The organism is Nesterenkonia sp. E16_10, from assembly GCF_017347085.1.
Lineage (GTDB): Bacteria > Actinomycetota > Actinomycetes > Actinomycetales > Micrococcaceae > Nesterenkonia.
Map to the genome: position 1 here is coordinate 146,695 of NZ_JADPSA010000016.1, position 16,676 is coordinate 163,370.

General features: G+C 68.5%; 10 protein-coding genes. 7 read left to right on the forward strand and 3 right to left on the reverse strand.

Annotation, left to right across the window (positions count from 1 at the left end):
* Window positions 1-4: 4 nt before the first annotated feature.
* Window positions 5-4,006 carry a multifunctional oxoglutarate decarboxylase/oxoglutarate dehydrogenase thiamine pyrophosphate-binding subunit/dihydrolipoyllysine-residue succinyltransferase subunit gene (locus tag I2487_RS05365; RefSeq protein ID WP_207170929.1) on the reverse strand — a complete coding sequence of 1,334 codons (4,002 nt, stop codon included), beginning with the start codon at window positions 4,004-4,006 and terminating at the stop codon, window positions 5-7.
* Between the two features lie 218 nt (window positions 4,007-4,224).
* Between I2487_RS05365 and guaB1 the strand changes: the two genes are divergently transcribed.
* The 6 genes from guaB1 to I2487_RS05395 all read left to right on the forward strand — a co-directional run bounded on the left by guaB1 (window position 4,225) and on the right by I2487_RS05395 (window position 11,294).
* A complete protein-coding gene (guaB1, locus tag I2487_RS05370) occupies window positions 4,225-5,685 on the forward strand; it encodes a GMP reductase (protein WP_207170930.1) in 1,461 nt (486 codons plus the stop codon).
* 145 nt (window positions 5,686-5,830) lie between these two features.
* Window positions 5,831-7,231, forward strand: coding sequence for a CNNM domain-containing protein (locus I2487_RS05375; protein ID WP_207170931.1), 1,401 nt, complete (start codon window positions 5,831-5,833; stop codon window positions 7,229-7,231).
* Complete coding sequence (locus I2487_RS05380) at window positions 7,228-8,307, forward strand: hemolysin family protein (protein ID WP_207170932.1); 1,080 nt, start codon at window positions 7,228-7,230, stop codon at window positions 8,305-8,307. The genes I2487_RS05375 and I2487_RS05380 overlap by 4 nt, the downstream gene beginning before the upstream one ends.
* A 155-nt stretch (window positions 8,308-8,462) precedes the next feature.
* The gene (locus I2487_RS05385; RefSeq protein ID WP_207170933.1) at window positions 8,463-9,509 is read left to right on the forward strand and encodes a metal ABC transporter substrate-binding protein; all 1,047 of its coding nucleotides are present in this window, start codon (window positions 8,463-8,465) and stop codon (window positions 9,507-9,509) included.
* Window positions 9,510-9,636: 127 nt separating this feature from the next.
* Complete coding sequence (locus I2487_RS05390; RefSeq protein ID WP_345941342.1) at window positions 9,637-10,428, forward strand: metal ABC transporter ATP-binding protein; 792 nt, start codon at window positions 9,637-9,639, stop codon at window positions 10,426-10,428.
* On the forward strand, window positions 10,428-11,294 hold the full coding sequence (locus tag I2487_RS05395; RefSeq protein WP_207170980.1) for a metal ABC transporter permease: 867 nt from the start codon (window positions 10,428-10,430) through the stop codon (window positions 11,292-11,294). Before I2487_RS05390 ends, I2487_RS05395 begins: the two co-directional genes overlap by 1 nt.
* A gap of 18 nt (window positions 11,295-11,312) precedes the next feature.
* Here the strand turns inward: I2487_RS05395 and I2487_RS05400 are convergent, their stop codons facing one another.
* A complete protein-coding gene (locus tag I2487_RS05400) occupies window positions 11,313-11,738 on the reverse strand; it encodes a Fur family transcriptional regulator (protein ID WP_207170935.1) in 426 nt (141 codons plus the stop codon).
* 38 nt (window positions 11,739-11,776) lie between these two features.
* Between I2487_RS05400 and I2487_RS05405 the strand changes: the two genes are divergently transcribed.
* Window positions 11,777-12,211: an HIT family protein gene (locus I2487_RS05405; RefSeq protein WP_207170936.1), complete on the forward strand. Its 435-nt coding sequence runs from the start codon at window positions 11,777-11,779 to the stop codon at window positions 12,209-12,211.
* A gap of 19 nt (window positions 12,212-12,230) precedes the next feature.
* On the opposite strand, the gene hrpA is transcribed toward I2487_RS05405, so the two are convergent.
* Window positions 12,231-16,490 (reverse strand): ATP-dependent RNA helicase HrpA, encoded by a 4,260-nt coding sequence (hrpA, locus tag I2487_RS05410; protein WP_207170937.1) that lies wholly within the window; start codon window positions 16,488-16,490, stop codon window positions 12,231-12,233.
* Window positions 16,491-16,676 lie beyond the last annotated feature (186 nt).

A 16,676-nucleotide genomic window follows, 5' to 3' on the forward strand; every position in this document is an offset into this window, starting at 1 on the left:
CGGTTCACAGATCCAAGTGCGGGAAGGCCTTGCTGAGCAGGCCCTCCAGCTCCTTGGCGTGGCGCTTGGCCTGCCCCACCGAGGTGGCGGCGGACTCAGCGCGCGAGACCAGCTTGAGATCCTGCTTCAGCAGCGGACGCAGGTTCATGCCGAGGAACGGCCATGGACCCTGGTTGACCGGCTCGTCCTGGGCGTAGACGACCTCCTCGGCCGAGGAGTAGCGGTCCAGCTCGGCCTGCAGCTCCTCCACGGGCATGGGGTAGAGCTGCTCGAGCCGGACGATCGCGGTGGCTTCGTCCTTGTGCTTGTTCCGGGTGGCGATCAGATCGTAGTAGAGCCGGCCCGAGACGATCAGGACGCGCTTGACCTTCGACGCGTCCACGTCCCGGTCCGGGATCACCTCCTGGAAGGTGCCCGTGGTGAAGTCCTCCACCGAGTTCGCCGCAGCCTTGAGCCGGAGCAGCTGCTTGGGGGAGAAGACGATCAGCGGACGACGCGGACGCGCCACCGCCTGCCGCCGGAGCAGGTGGAAGTAGTTCGCACCCGAGGAGGGCAGCACCACGGTCATGTTGTCCTCCGCGCAGAGCTGCAGGAAACGTTCGGGGCGACCTGATGAATGGTCCGGTCCCTGTCCCTCATAGCCGTGCGGCAGCAGCATGACCACCGAGGAGTTCTGGCCCCATTTCTGCTGGGCCGTGGCGATGAACTCATCGATGATGATCTGGGCGCCGTTGACGAAGTCGCCGAACTGAGCCTCCCAGAGCACCAGTGCGTTCGGGTTCTCCACGGAGTAGCCGTACTCGAAGCCCAGCGCGCCGTACTCAGAGAGCAGCGAGTCATAGATGAAGAACCTGGCCTGATCCTCGGTGAGGTTCTTCAGCGGGTACCACTCGTCGCCATTGACCCGGTCGTGGAAGACCGCGTGGCGCTGCACGAAGGTGCCGCGGCGCGAGTCCTGGCCGGCCAGACGCACCTCGGTGCCCTCCATGAGCAGCGAGCCGAAGGCCGCGACCTCCGCGAAGCCCCAGTCGATGCCGCCTTCGCGGGCCATCTTGGCCCGCTTCTCCAGCAGCGACTTCAGCTTCGGGTGCGGGGTGAAGCTCTCCGGGATGTTGGTGTGGACCTCACCGATGTGCGCGAGGGAGTCCTCGCTGATCTTGGTGTCGTCACCGGCACGCTCCGGGGTGCTGGTCTCGTCCTCCGAGGCGGTCGGGGCCATGCCCCGGGTGCCGGAGGCATCGGGGTCGGCCGTGGAGATCGGCTGGGTCTGGGCGGCGTGGGTCTCGGTGAAGACCCGCTCCAGCCGCTGCCGGAAGTCGCGCAGCGCCTGATCGGCCTCTTCCTGGGTGATATCGCCACGTCCGACCAGCGCCTCGGTGTAGAGCCGGCGCGTGGTGCGCTTGGCCTCCACCAGGTTGTACATCTTGGGCTGGGTCATCGAGGGATCGTCGCCCTCGTTGTGGCCGCGTCGGCGGTAGCAGACCAGGTCGATCACGACGTCCTTGTTGAACCGCTGGCGGTACCGGAAGGACAGCTGGGCCACGCGGGCCACGGACTCCGGATCATCGGCGTTGACGTGGAAGATCGGCGCCTGGATGGCCTTGGCCATGTCCGTGGAGTAGGTCATGGACCGGGCCGCCGAGGGTGCGGTGGTGAAGCCGACCTGGTTGTTGACCACCACGTGCACGGTGCCTCCGGTGCGGTAGCCGCGCAGCTGGGACATGTTCAGCGTCTCCGCGACCACGCCCTGGCCTGCGAAGGCCGCATCGCCGTGGACCAGCAGCGGCATCACGGAGAAGGAGTTCAGCGCATCTGCGCCCTGGTTGATCCGGTCCTGCTTGGCGCGGACCACGCCCTCGAGGACGGGGTTGACCGCCTCCAGGTGCGAGGGGTTCGCGGCCAGGTACACGCTGGTGGAGTTGCCGCGGTCGGAGGTGAAGGAGCCGCGGGTGCCCAGGTGGTACTTCACGTCGCCGGAGCCGGTGCCGGCCTCGCGGCCCTCGAACTCGCGGAAGACCTGGGCGTGGGTCTTGCCGGCGATGTTGGTGAGCACGTTGATGCGTCCGCGGTGGGCCATGCCGATCGCGACCTCGTCCAGGCCCTCATCGGCGGCCTCGGAGAGGATCGTGTCCAGCAGCGGGATCAGCGATTCGCCGCCCTCGAGCGAGAAGCGCTTCTGCCCGACGAACTTGGTCTGCAGGAAGGTCTCGAACGCCTCGGCGGCGTTGAGCCGGCCCAGGATTCGGAACTGCTCGTCCCGGGTGGGCTTCTCGTAGGGGTGCTCGATCTCGTCCTGGAACCACTGGCGTTCCTCGGGGGACTGGATGTGCATGTACTCCACACCGGTGCTGCGGCAGTAGGTGTCGCGCAGCACGCCCAGGATGTTGCGCAGCGGAAGCATCGACTTGCCGCCGAAGCCGCCGGTGGGCCATTCCCGGTCCAGGTCCCAGAGGGTCAGGCCGTGGGTCTCGATGTCGAGGTCCGGGTGGCTGCGCATCTGGTACTCCAGCGGGTCCACCGAGGCCATCAGGTGACCGCGCACCCGGTAGGAGTGGATCAGCTGCTGGATCCTGGCGACCTTGTTGATCTGGTCCTCAGGGTTGACCTGGATGTCGGCGGACCAGTGGATCGGCTCATAGGGGATCCGGAGCGCTTCGAAGATCTCCTCGTAGAACCCATGCTTGCCCAGCAGGTACTCGTGGATGGTCTTGAGGAACTCCCCGGACCCGGCGCCCTGGATGACGCGGTGGTCATAGGTGGAGGTCAGCGTGATGACCTTGGAGACCGCGAGGTTGTTCAGCGTCTTCTCCGAGGCGCCCTGGAACTCGGCGGGGTACTCCAGGGCACCGACGCCGACGATCACGGCCTGGCCCTTGGAGAGCCGCGGCACCGAGTGCACGGTGCCGATCCCGCCGGGGTTGGTCAGCGAGACGGTGGTCCCGGCGTAGTCCCCGGGGGTGAGCTTGTTGTCCCGGGCGCGCTTGACCACGTCGTCGTAGGCGGCCCAGAACTCGGTGAAGCTGAACTCCTCCGCGGCCTTCATGTTCGGCACCACCAGCGCACGGGTGCCGTCGGGGCGGGGCATGTCGATGGCGAGGCCGAAGTTCACATGGGCCGGGTGCACGGCCACCGGCTTGTTGTCCTGCACGTCGTAGGTGACGTTCATCGACGGGTGCTCGCGCAGCGCCTTGAGCAGCGCGTAGCCGATCACATGGGTGAAGGAGACCTTGCCGCCGCGGGTCCGCTTGAGGTGATTGTTGATCACGGTGCGGTTATCGATGAGCAGCTTGGCCGGGACCGCGCGCACCGTGGTGGCGGTGGGCACGGTCAGCGAGGCATCCATGTTCGCCGCGATGGCCTTGGAGATGCCCTTCAGCGGCATCACCTTCTCCTGCTTCTCCTCCTTCTCGCTCGAGCCGGCCTTGGCGGCTGAGGGCTCGGAGGGAATCGGAATGCTGGAGGAGCCCTCGGACTTCTTCGTCGTCGGAGTCCGCGGTGCCACCGGCTTGCCGCCGGAGGGGCCCTTCTCGCTGGCGGGCTTCTGCGAAGCCTCCGGCTCGGCAGGCTTCGCCGTGGACGGGGTGGTCTCGCCGGTGGACGCGCGCTGGTTGTCGGAGCTGGGATTCGAGTCCGCAGCCGCCCGAGCCGAGGACTTCGAGGCAGAGTTCTCGCGCGAGCCGGAGTCCGCCTTCGGCGCACCGTTGCTGCTGGACTCGGCCTCGCCGGAGTCGGAACCGGCCTTCGGCTCGCCGGAGTCGGAACCGGCCTTTGCCTTGCCGGAGTCTGAACCGGCCTTCGGCTCGGCGGGGGTGGCCGCCGTCGGCGCGGGAGCGGAGGAGGTGCCGGACGCACGGAAATCACCGTCGCCCTCGAGCTCACGGAAGATCTCAGCCCACTTCCGATCCACCGAATCCGGATCGTCCTTGAACTTGTCGTATATGTCGGCGACCAGCCATTCGTTTCCCGGGAATTCCTCGGCAAGACGGCTGGACGTTAGCTCTGGCACTGTGGATACGCCTCTTCCATTGTGTTGTGTAGTTATCCGGCACAGCTCCGTGCACGTGGATCTTCACCTCGTCCAAGCATAGTGACTTTGTGCACCGTGTCGCCACCGGCCACGGTATCGTGTCAGGGGCCGCTGACTCAGCGCCCCGCCGCGGCGCGGCAGCCCCGCCGAACCGACCGTGAGCATCCTCACCAGCACTACGAAGGGCGCGGATCCCCGTGAGATTCCTGAACGAACCGATCACCGATCTGACCTACTCCGATGTCTTCTTAGTCCCTTCGCGCTCCCACACCCAGTCCCGGATGAGCGTGGACCTCTCCGCCGAGGATCCCACCGGCTCCACCATCCCGGTGGTGGCCGCGAACATGACCGCCGTCACCGGGCGCCGCATGGTGGAGACCATGGCGCGCCGCGGCGGACTCGGCGTGCTGCCCCAGGACGTCCCGCTCGAGGTCATCCGCCAGGTCACCGACTGGGTCAAGTCCTGTCACCCGGTGCTGGAGACCGCCCTGAAGGTCCAGCCCACCGACACGATGCTCGACGTGCTGCACCTCTTGGACAAGCGCAACCACGACGCGGTCTGCGTGGTCGATGAGGATCTGCGTCTGGCCGGGGTGGTCACCGCCCAGGATGGACTCGGGGTGGACCGGTTCGCCTCCGTGGCCTCGGTGATGCGGATGCCTCCGCTGCGCGTGGCCGCCGAGGAGGTGCTCACCGACGCCGGTCTGGAGCAGGCCTTCACCGCGATGGACGCGGCCGGGGCCGACTACGCCCCGGTGACCACCTCCGACGGCACCCTGGTCGGGGCGCTGACCCCGCGGGGAGCGCTGCGCTCCACGCTGTACCGGCCCAACCTCGACGCGGACTCCCGGCTGAAGGTCGCCGCCGCGGTGGGCATCAACGGCGACGTCGCCGGCAAGGCCGAGGCGCTGCTCGGCGCCGGGGTCGACGTGCTGGTGGTCGACACCGCCCACGGGCACCAGCAGAAGATGTTCGAGGCGCTGGGCATGGTGCGCGCCGCGGTGGAGGCCTCCGGGCTGCGCATCCCGATCGTGGCCGGCAATGTGGTCACCGCGGACGGGGTGCGTGAGCTCATCGAAGGCGGCGCCGACATCGCGAAGGTCGGTGTCGGGCCCGGCGCGATGTGCACCACCCGGATGATGACCGCGGTGGGACGCCCGCAGTTCTCCGCGGTGCTCGAATGCGCCGCGGCCGCTCGCGAGCTGGGCAAGCATGTCTGGGCCGACGGGGGAGTGCGCTACCCGCGCGACATCGCCCTGGCCCTGGCGGCCGGGGCCTCCCAGGTGATGGTCGGATCCTGGTTCGCCGGAACCTACGAGTCCCCCGGCGACATGCTCACCGGAATCGACGGACGCCGCTATAAGGAGAGCTTCGGGATGGCCTCCTCCCGGGCCGTGCAGAACCGCTCCGCCACCGAGAGCGCCTTCGCGCGCGCCCGGAAGTCGATCTTCGAAGAGGGCATCTCCACCTCCCAGATGTACCTGGACCCGGCGAAGCCCGGCGTCGAGGACCTGTTGGACTCGATCACCGCCGGGGTGCGCTCGGCGATGACCTATGCCGGAGCCGACTCGCTGCATGAGTTCCGTCAGCGCGCCGTCGCCGGGGTGCAGTCGGCGGCCGGATACGAGGAGGGCAAGCCGCTTTCCGGTTCCTGGTGATCAGGATCCCGGAGAATCAGGCGGTAAGCTCTGAGATCTCATGGAGCATCGACAACCTGGCCGCGGCCCGCACCTGATCCACACCCGTCACTCGATCCGGGCCCTGCCCTCGCGGCCGCGCCTCGGCCGGAGGTGGCTGCGCTAAGTGGACCTGTTGCTTCTGGGCCTCGGATTCCTGCTGATCCTGGGCACCGGGTTCTTCGTCGCCGTCGAATTCTCACTCGTCGCCCTGGACCAGCCCACCGTGGCGCACGCGATGGATCGCGGTGACAAGTCCGCCCCGGCGGTCATGCGCTGCCTGAAGTCGCTCTCCACGCAGCTGTCCTCCTGTCAGCTGGGGATCACCCTGACCACGCTGCTCACCGGCTACGTGGCCGAACCTGCGCTGGGTGCGCTGCTGGCTGGCCCGCTGGACGCCCTCGGCGTGCCCGAGCGGGCGCTCTCCGCGGTCTCGCTGACCCTGGCCCTGATCATCGCGACCATGGTGACCATGATCATCGGCGAGCTGGTCCCGAAGAACCTCGCGATCGCCGAGGCCTACCGCGTGGCCCGGGTGCTGGCACGCCCGCAGCTGGCGTTCACCGCAGTCTTCCGGCCGCTGATCACCGTGCTCAACGGCTTCTCCAACAAGGTCTTGCATCGCTTCGGCCTGGAGGTCAAGGAGGAGCTCTCCGGTGCTCGCACGCCTGAGGAGCTGTCCTCGATGGTGCGCCGCTCGGCCATGCTGGGCACCCTCGAGGAGGGCACCGCCACCTTCCTGGACCGCACGCTGCGCTTCTCCGACCAGACCGCCGCCGACGTGATGACCCCGCGCCCCCGCATGGCCAGCGTCGACGCCGACGCCTCACTGGAGACGCTGATCGATCTGGCCCGGCAGACCGGGTTCTCACGCTTCCCGGTCCTGGGCGAGAGCGTCGACGACGTCCGCGGGGTGACCCACGTGAAGAAGGCCGTGGCGGTGCCCCGGGAGAAGCGCCAGGGCCTGGTCGCGGCCACTGTGATGTCGGAGATCACCCGGGTCCCGGAGACCATCCACCTCGATGCGCTGCTCCCGGTGCTGCGCGAGGCCTCGCTGCAGGTGGCCATCGTGGAGGACGAGTACGGCGGCACCTCCGGGGTGGTGACCCTGGAGGATCTGATCGAGGAGATCGTCGGCGAGGTCGCCGACGAACATGACCGGATCGCCCCCGGGGTGCTGCAGAGCGCCTCCGGCGACTGGTTCTTCCCCGGGCGGCTGCGCCCCGATGAGATCAACGCCCAGATCCTGGAGCTCTCGATCCCCGAACATCCGGCCTATGAGACCGCGGCCGGGTTCATGCTGCTGACCCTGGGCCGGGTGGCCGGACCGGGAGACGCCGTGGAGGTCGACGGCGGCAGGCTGGCCGTGGTCGGGGTCGACGGCCGCCGGATCGACCGGATCTGCTTCACCCCGGACCCGCAGGCCCGCGACGCCGCGCTGCAGCAGGCCGCCGCGCGGGCCGAGAAGCTCGCCGAGGACCGCGCGGACCATGTCCGTCATGCCCGCGAAAGGGGTGGACGACGATGAACCCCGATCTGATGGGCATCCTCTGGCTGGTGGTGCTGCTCGCCGCCAATGCCTTCTTCGTCGGCGGCGAGTTCGCGGTGATGAGCGCCCGGCGCAGCCAGATCGAGCCCAAGGCCGAGGCCGGATCGGCCCGGGCCAAGACCGCGCTCTACGCGATGGAGCACGTCTCGCAGATGCTCGCCATCGCGCAGCTGGGCATCACGGTGTGCTCGCTGCTGATCCTGATGGTCTCTGAGCCAGCGATCCACCACCTGCTCACCGACCCGCTGACCTCGTTCGGGCTGAGCTACACCGCCGCGAGCGTGATCGCCTTCGTCATCGCCCTGGCGCTGGTCTCCTTCCTGCACGTGACCATCGGGGAGATGGTGCCCAAGAATGCCGCGGTCTCGGTGGCGGACCGGGCGGTGCTGCTGCTGGCCCCGCCGATGGTGTTCCTCTACCGGGTGCTGATGCCGCTGATCTGGGTGTTGAACCTGACCGCGAACCTGGTGCTGCGCGCCTTCGGGATCACTCCGCGCGATGAGGTGGTCTCCACCTTCACCTTGGAGGAGATGGAATCGATCGTGGCCGAGTCCAAGCGCGGCGGCACGGTGCGCGACGACGCCGGAATCATCGCGGGGGCCATGGAGTTCAGCGACTACACCGCGGCCGAGGTGATGATCCCGGTCGACGAGGTGGTCACCCTGCCGGCGGACGTCACCCCGCGCAAGGTGGAGAAGGCGGTGGGGCGCACCGGGTTCTCCCGCTTCGTCACCGCCGACGACCAGGACGTCTACACCGGCTATGTGCACCTCAAGGACGTGATGAGCCTACCTGCGGCGGCCTCCGCGGAGCCGATCCCGGTGACCGTGGTGCGTTCCCTGGGCAATATGGGCCTGACCGACGAGATCGAGGACTGCCTGGCCCAGATGCAGCGCACCGGCTCGCACCTGGCGCGCGTGATCGACGACGAGGGCACCACCCGGGGCATCCTGTTCCTCGAAGACGTGCTGGAGGTGCTGGTGGGCGAGATCCACGACGCCACCCAGTCCTGGGACTCCCGCCGGCGGCATACGGTGACTGTCGAGGAGAGCTGAGCTGTCGAGGAGAGCTGAGCCGCCGAGGAGAGCTGAGCCGCTGCTGGCGGGTGGCGCACCCCGGTCTAGTTGAGATTTGTTCTCAACAAAGTCTAGACGTACGCTGTTCTCACCTGCTCGTTCCGCAGCGTCTCCCCATGAAGAAGGTACGACCTATGCCCGCCTCCCGTCTGCTTCCCTCCGCCGCCGTCCTGGGCGTTGCGACGCTGCTGCTCAGCGCCTGTGCCGGCTCTGCAGGATCGACCGAGGACGAGGGCTCCTCGGCAGATCCGGGCGGGACCCTGAGCGTGGTCACCTCCACCGACGTCTATGCCGACCTTGTCCAGGAGATCCTCGGCGAGAGCGCCGAGGTCACCGCGCTGGTGGACAACCCGGCAGCCGACCCGCACTCCTATGAGGCCACCCCGCAGGATCGACTCACCGTGGACGGCGCCGACGTCATCGTGGCCAACGGTGGCGGATACGATCCCTTCCTCACCCGACTCGCCGCCACCTCCGGGAAGGATGATGCGGTGTACCAGCTCATCGAGGGCGAGAACGCCCACATCCACGCTGAGGATGAGCATGCCGAGGATGAGCACGCTGAGGATGAACACGCCGAGGATGAGCACGAGGGCGAGGAAGACGTCCACGAGGGCCACGACCACGCTGCCGAGGACGAGTCCGGCGGCTTCGTCAACGAGCACATCTGGTACGACCTCGCCGCGATGAGCGACTTCGCCGAGGACTTCAGCGCGCACATGGCAGAGATCTCCCCGGAGAACGCCGAGCTCTATGCGGACAACGCCGCCGCCCTGGCCGAAGAGATCGACGCCCTGGATGACCGCAACCGCGCCATCGAGGCCGAGGGGATGAGCTTCCTCGCCACCGAGGCCGTCTCGCAGTTCCTGCTCACCGACGCCGGCTTCGAGGACGCCACCGATCAGCAGTTCCTCGCCGCGGTGGAGCACGGCGACGACGTCTCGGCCCGGCTCTACCAGCAGGCGCTCAACGCCGCGGCGGACCAGGAGATCGACCTGCTCTCCTATAACCCGCAGACCGAGACCAACCAGTCCGCGCAGATCCGAGAGGCCGCCGAGGGCGCCGACGTCGCCGTCCTGGACTTCAACGAGACCATCCCGGAGGAGCATGGCTCCTATCTGGAGTGGATGGAGGCCAACATCGAGGCCGTCGAGACCGTGGTCGAGGAGTCGCGTGGCTGAGACACGTATCTCCGAGCTGTCTGACCCCGAGCGGCCCAGGACCGCGCCCTCCGAGCTCGCGCTGTCCAAGCCTGAGCCCGCCAAGCCTGAGCCCGCCAAGCCTGAGCCCGCCAGAACCGGGCAGCTGGTGCGGCTGCGCGACGCGAGTGTGGGCTTCAGCGGCCGCACCCTCTGGGAAGGACTTGACCTCGACCTCGCGCCGGGGGAGTTCCTGGCCGTGCTGGGGCCCAACGGCGCCGGCAAGTCCACGTTTCTGAAGGTGCTGCTGGGCCTGACCCGACTCAACTCGGGAACCGCCGAGATCGCTGGATCCCCGGTGCGCCGCGGGAGCAGCAGGGTCGGTTACATCCCGCAGCAGCAGACGATGCCCGAAGAGACCCCGCTGCGCGCCCGAGACATGGTCGCCCTGGGTCTCGACGGGCACCGATTCGGCATCCGGATGCATCCCCGCCGACTGCGCCGCCGGGTCGATGAGCTGCTCGAGGCGGTGGGCGCCACCGCCTATGCGGACATGCCGGTGGGTCTGCTCTCCGGTGGTGAGCAGCAGCGCCTGCGGGCCGCCCAGGCGCTGGCCTCGAATCCTGCTGTGCTGCTCTGTGACGAGCCGCTGCACTCGCTGGACCTGAACCATCAGCAGGCGGTCACCGAGCTCATCCGCCGCCAGGCCGTGGAGCGCGGTTCCGCGGTGGTCTTCGTGACCCACGAGATCAATCCGGTGATCGAGCACGTGGACCGGGTGCTCTACTTCGCCCGCGGCCAGTACCGGATCGGGACCACCGCCGAGGTGATGCGCTCCGAGGTGCTCTCCGAGCTCTACGGCTCCTCCGTGGACGTCATCGAACACAAGGGCCGGCTGCTGGTGATGTCCACCCACGACGAGAGCTGCCATTACCACCCCGAGGAGCTGGCGCTGCCATGATGGAGACGCTGACCAGTTCGTTCACCACCGAAGGCTACTGGGAGCTGTTCTCGCTGGTCCGGAACTCGGTGATCACCGCCGGTGTGCTGGGCCTGATGGGCGGCCTGATCGGGGTGTTCATCATGCTGCGCCGAACCGCCCTGGTGGTCCACGGCATCGCCGAGATCTCCTTCGCCGGAGCGGCGCTGGCCCTGCTGATCGGGGTGGACGTGGTCGCCGGGTCGGCCATGGGCGCCGTCGCAGCCTCGGTGCTGATCGGGGTGCTCAGCCTCAAGGACCGCGACACCTCCGCGGTGACCGGCGTGCTGATGCCCTTCGGGCTCGGCCTCGGCATCCTCTTCCTCTCGCTCTACCAGGGACGCAGCGCGAACAAGTTCGGGCTGCTCACCGGACAGATCGTCGGGGTGGACGATATCCAGACCCAGACCCTGGTGACCGGCGCCGTCGTGATCAGCATCGCGCTGCTGCTGATCTGGCGCCCGCTGATGTTCGCCTCGGTGGACCCGCAGCTGGCCCGGGCCCGCGGGGTCCGGGTCAACCTGCTCTCCATGGTCTTCATGGTGCTGCTGGGCGTCGCGGTCGCGATGTCGGTCCAGGTGGTCGGCGCACTGCTGGTGCTCGCGCTGCTGGTGGTGCCCGCGGCGGCCGCGCTGAAGGTCACGGTGCGGCCCTACCTCGCGGTGCTGCTCTCGATGCTCTTCGCGCTGATCTCCTCGGTGGGCGGGATCATGCTCGCGATCACCGGCACCGTGCCGATCAGCCCCTACATCACCACGATCTCGTTCCTGATCTATGTGGTCTGTGTGCTCATCGGTCGGGGCGGACGCACCCGCCGCCGCGAAGCCGTCGCCGCGCTGACCGCCTGAGGCTGGTCCGCGGCGCGCTCAGCTGCGCGCGATGGCGGCGCAGCTGGCGCAGAGTCCGAAGATCTCCAGGGTGTGCCGGACCTCGGTGAAGGCGTGCTGCTGCGCGAGCTCGGTCGCCCAGTCCTCGATGGCGGGGGCCTCGAACTCCACGGTCAGCCCGCAGGAGCGGCACACCAGGTGGTGGTGGTGCTCCTCGCGCTCGCAGAGCCGGAAGATCGCCTCACCGTCATCGGGGCGCAGCACATCGACGAGTCCCTCCTCCTGATGCGATTGCAGCACCCGGTACACCGTGGCCAGGGAGACCTTCTCGCCGCGCCCGTCGAGGATCTTATGCAGATCCTGGGCGCTGACGAAGTCATCCAGGGAGTGCAGGGCCGCCCAGACGGCGCGCTTCTGACGCGTGGATCGGCCGCGGGCCGGAGGGGTGGAAGTGTTCTCGTTCATGCTCGCTCCAGACTAGCAGTCGCCCTTAGAGTGGAGGCATGAGCACAGTCTTCAGCAAGATCATCGCCGGTGAGATCCCAGGTCGCTTCGTGTGGCAGGACGAGACCTGCGTCGGCTTCCTCTCCATCGCGCCGCTGGCCTACGGCCACACCCTGGTGGTGCCGAGGCAGGAGGTGGACAAGTGGACCGAGGCGGAGGGCCAGCTCATGGCGCACCTGTTCCAGGTGGCCCACCGCATCGGCAAGGCCCAGGTCCAGGCCTTCGGCTCCGCGCGGGCCGGACTGAGCATCGCCGGCTTCGAGGTGCCCCACCTGCATCTGCATGTCTGGCCCTCGAACTCCATGGCCGATCACAGCTTCGCCCAGGCCGAGGAGGATCCGGACCCGGCCCGGATGGAGGAGTCTGCCGAGAAGCTGCGCGTGGCGCTGCGCCTGATGGGCGACGCTGCGCACGTGCCCGCCGAGCAGCACTGAGCCCCCGGAGCCCCCGTGCTCAGCGACTCGAGGTCTTGATCGCCCGGCGGATCCGCTTGACCGAGACGGTCTGCGCGGTGCCCAGCTGCTGGGCGAAGAGGTTCACCCGGAACTCCTCGATCATCCATTTCACCGCAGCCAGCTCGGCGGGCACCGGCAGCTGCGCGGGCACCGCCTCCAGCGCGGCGTCGTACTCATCCTCGAGCTCCTGGACCGTGGCCATGTCCTGGGCGTCCCGGGTCAGGTTCTGGCCGGACTCCAGTCGATCGAGTCGGGTCTTGACCGCCTGCAGATAGCGCGGCATGTGCTGCAGCTGCGCCTGCCCGGTGGCGGTGACGAAACCGGGGTAGACCAGCTGCTGCAGCTGGGCGGTCATATCGCTGCGCGCGGCCTTCAGCGCCGCGGAGCTGACCCGCTCCAGGCGGGAGCCGAGCTCCGTGGAGAGGCTCAGCACCTGGGCCAGCACGTCGGTGAGCCGCAGCACGGTCTCGATCAGCTCGGCCCGGCAGCTCCGGGCGATCACCTCGAACTCCGCCTCGCCGAAGGGCAGCTGCGCCGGCACCAGATGGGCCAGCGCAGCGGTGGTCGCATCGCTGACCAGCGACTCCACGGTGCCGTGCGGGGACTGGCTGAACGCCAGCCGCTCCCGGTTGCTCAGATGATCCAGGACATAGCGCTGCGGGGAGGGCAGCACCTCGCGCAGCAGCGCGACGACGCCGGCGCGGTGCACCCGGGACTGCTCGGCGGCCGAGTCCTGGATCGTGTAGGAGACGCCGCTGCTGGCCGGCGCCAGGGCCGGATAACCGGTGATCTGGCGCCCGGAGACCACGGTGGTGATCTCCCGGGGCAGATCCCCGAAGGTCCAGGAGGTCTGCTGCTGCTTGCCTGTGGCCTCGGAGGAGGCGGGGGTCTGCTGCTGCTTGCCGCGGCTCGTCTGAGACCTCGCGCCAGCCCCGGAGGCGGACTGGGCCGTGTGGGGCTGGGCGCGCGAGGCACCCCTGGGGCGTCCCGGCTGCGGCGCCTGCCGTGGTGCATCGGTGTCGCCCTCGGCGGCGAGGCTGCGCCCGATCGCCTCGCGGTTCTCCCCGGAGAACCGGACCTGCAGCTCGCGCAGATCGAAGCCGCTGTCCAGCACCCGACCGCGCTCACTGATCACCGCGAAGGTGAACCGCAGGTGCTCCGGCAGCGCGCTGGTGTCGAAGACCTCCGGGTCGAGGACATGTCCCTTCAGCTGCCGCAGCACCGCGGCCAGCGAGCCGGTCAGCGAGTCCACGCCCGGAGTGAAGTCCCGCTCCAGCGCGGTGCGGGCCTTCGCCGCGACGTCGGGGGCCGGAACGAAGTTCTTCCGGACCGGCTTGGGCATATTGCGGATCAGCGCAGTGATCAGCTCGGTGCGCAGCCCGGGGATCAGCCAGTCGAAGCGCTCGGGCTGCAGCTGGTTCAGAAACACCACCGGGACCCGGACCGTGACGCCGTCGGCCGCCGCGCTGGGAGCCGAGCCGGACTCGGCGGTGTAGCGGGTGGGGTTGAACTCATACTGCAGCTCCAGGGCCAGCCCGTCGTGGTCGAAGTGCTCCGGGTAGGCGTCGATGTCGAGCTCTTCGGCGGCCTGTGCCATCAGCTCGACGTCGGTGAGGTCCAGCAGCTCCGGAGTGGCCAGCCGCTGGTTCTTCCACCAGGAGTCGAAGTGCCGCTGCGAGACGATGTTCTCCGGGATCCGGGCCGCGAAGAAGTTGAAGAGCTCCTCATCGGAGGCGCGCAGGTCCTTGCGCCGGGTGCGGTTCTCGAGCTCGTCGAGCTCCGCGAAGCGCTCCCGGTTGCGCCGATCGAAGTGGTGTCGGGTGGACCAGTCGCCGTCGACCAGCGCGCGCTGGATGAACAGCTCGCGGCTGTATTCCGGATCGACCTTGGAATAGAGCACCTGCCGGTCCGCGATCACCGGAACCCCGAAGAGGGTGACCTTCTCGGTGGCCACCACCGCGCCCTGCCGGGAGGACCAGCGCGGCTCCGAATGGCTGGTCTTGACCAGGTGCGGGGCGAGCTCCTCCACCCACGCCGGATCGATCTTCGCCACCGAGCGGGCCCAGAGCCGGGAGGTCTCCACCAGTTCGCTGGCCATCACCCAGTCGTGGTTCTTCTTGAACAGGTGCGAGCCGGGGAACACGGCGAAGCGGGTCCCGCGGGCGCCCTGATAGTCCCGGGTGCGGGGGTTGTAGAGGCCCACATGGCTGAGCAGCCCGGAGAGCAGCGACTGGTGGATCGCGTCATGCTTCGCCGCAGGGTCCACCGTGGGCAGCTTCTTGCCGCGGCGCCCGGAGGAGCCCCGGCGTCCTCCGGCGCCCTTGCCGCTGAACTGGACCTGCTCGGCGATCTCGGTGAGCTGGCCGACCAGCTCCTGCCATTCCCGCACGCGCAGGTAGTTCAGGTGCTCACGGTGGCAGAGCTTGCGGAACTGGTTGCCCGAGAGCTCGGTCTGCTTCTCCTGCAGGTAGCGCCAGAGGTTCAGCAGCGCCGAGAAGTCCGAGTTCTCATCCTTGAACCGGGAGTGCAGCTCATCGGCCTGCGCCCGCTTCTCCGCCGGACGTTCCCGGGGATCCTGGATGGAGAGGGCGGCGGTGAGCACCGTGACCTCGGGCAGGCAGTCGCGCCGAGCCGCCTCGACCATCATCCGGGCCATCCGGGGGTCCACCGGCAGCTGGGCGAGCATCCGGCCCACCGGGGTCACCGCGCTGGTGCCGGATCGCTTTCCGGTCTGTTGAGGCTTCCGGCCACCGGCCCGGGACCCGGATTCCGGGTTCAGGCTCAGCGCACCGAGCTCGGTGAGCAGCCGGACGGCGTCGTTGACCGCCTTGGAGTCGGGCTTCTGCACGAAGGGGAAGTCCAGCAGATCCTCGGGGGTGCGGGTGATGCCCATGGAGGACATCTGCAGCAGCACCGAGGCCAGCGAGGTGCGCAGGATCTCGGGGTCGGTGAATGCCGGCCGGGAGTCGAAGTCCTCCTGGGAATACAGCCGGATCGCGATCCCGTCGCTGGTCCGTCCGGAGCGGCCGGAGCGCTGATTCGCGCTGGCCTGGGAGATCGCCTCGATGGGCAGCCGCTGCACCTTCGTGCGGGTTGAGTAGCGCGAGATCCGGGCGGTGCCGGTGTCGATCACGTATTTGATGCCGGGCACGGTCAGCGAGGTCTCGGCCACATTGGTGGCCAGCACGATCCGACGCCGGCCGCCGGGGGAGAAGACCCGCTTCTGCTCGGCCATGGAGAGCCGACCGAAGAGCGGCAGGATCTCTGAGCCGCGCAGCCGTCGGTCCGCCGCGACGGTCTCGGTGAGCGCCTCGGCGGCATCGCGGATCTCGCGCTCCCCGGGGAAGAAGATCAGCATGTCGCCGTCGGGTTCCGCGGCGAGCTCCAGCACGGCGTCACTGACCGCGTCCAGCAGGTCCCGCTCCTCCTCGGCGGCCGCCGGAGCTTTCGAACCGGTCCTGGCGGCGGTCTGGGCACCGGAGCTCGGGCTGCGCTGAGCGCCACCCTGAGCGCCACCCTGAGGGCCGCGCGCGCCGCCGTCCTCGGTCTCGCCGAAATGCTCGGACTCATCGAAGTCCTCGAGCTCGGCCTCGGGGTTCACCGGGCGGTAGCGGACCTCCACCGGGTAGGTGCGTCCGGAGACCTCGATGATCGGCACCTCGGAGGTCTCCCGGGTCCAGTTCTCCGGGTCCGGGCTGAAGTGCCGTGCGAAGCGCTCCGGGTCGATCGTGGCGGAGGTGACGATGACCTTCAGGTCAGGCCGGGAGGGCAGGAGCCGACGCAGGTAGCCCAGGATCACGTCGATGTTGAGGCTTCGCTCGTGAGCCTCGTCGATGATGATGGCCGAATAGCGCTCCAGGTTCGGGTCGCGCTGGATCTCGGCGAGCAGGATGCCGTCGGTCATCAGCTTGACCGCAGTGGACCCGGAGACCTCGGCGTTGAACCGGACCTGATAGCCGATGTCGCGACCCACCGAGGTGCCCAGCTCCTCGGCCAGGCGCTCGGCCACGGTGCGAGCCGCCAGACGCCGCGGCTGCGTATGCCCGATCATCCCCTCACGGTGCAGCCCGAGCTCCAGCACCATCTTGGGCAGCTGGGTGGTCTTGCCGGAGCCGGTCTCTCCCGCCACCACGATCACCTGGTGGTCCGTGAGCGCCTTCAGGATCTGTTCGCGCTCACCGCTGACCGGAAGTGCGGGGGGATAGGCGAGGTCCTCGGCGGACCAGGTCTCACGGCGGGCTGTTCTGGGCTCAGACATAACCCTCCAATACTAGGGTTGATGGGCCGCGCTGGGCGCACCGCTCGACGGGCGCTCTCCGGTGAGATGCCCAGGGACCCTGCACGGCTTCGACGATTAGGCATACCGTCCGGGATGTGGGTACTATTATTCTCGCTGCCGGGGAGCGATCACCGGTTGCGAGACAGGTCCGAAAGGGCCTGAACA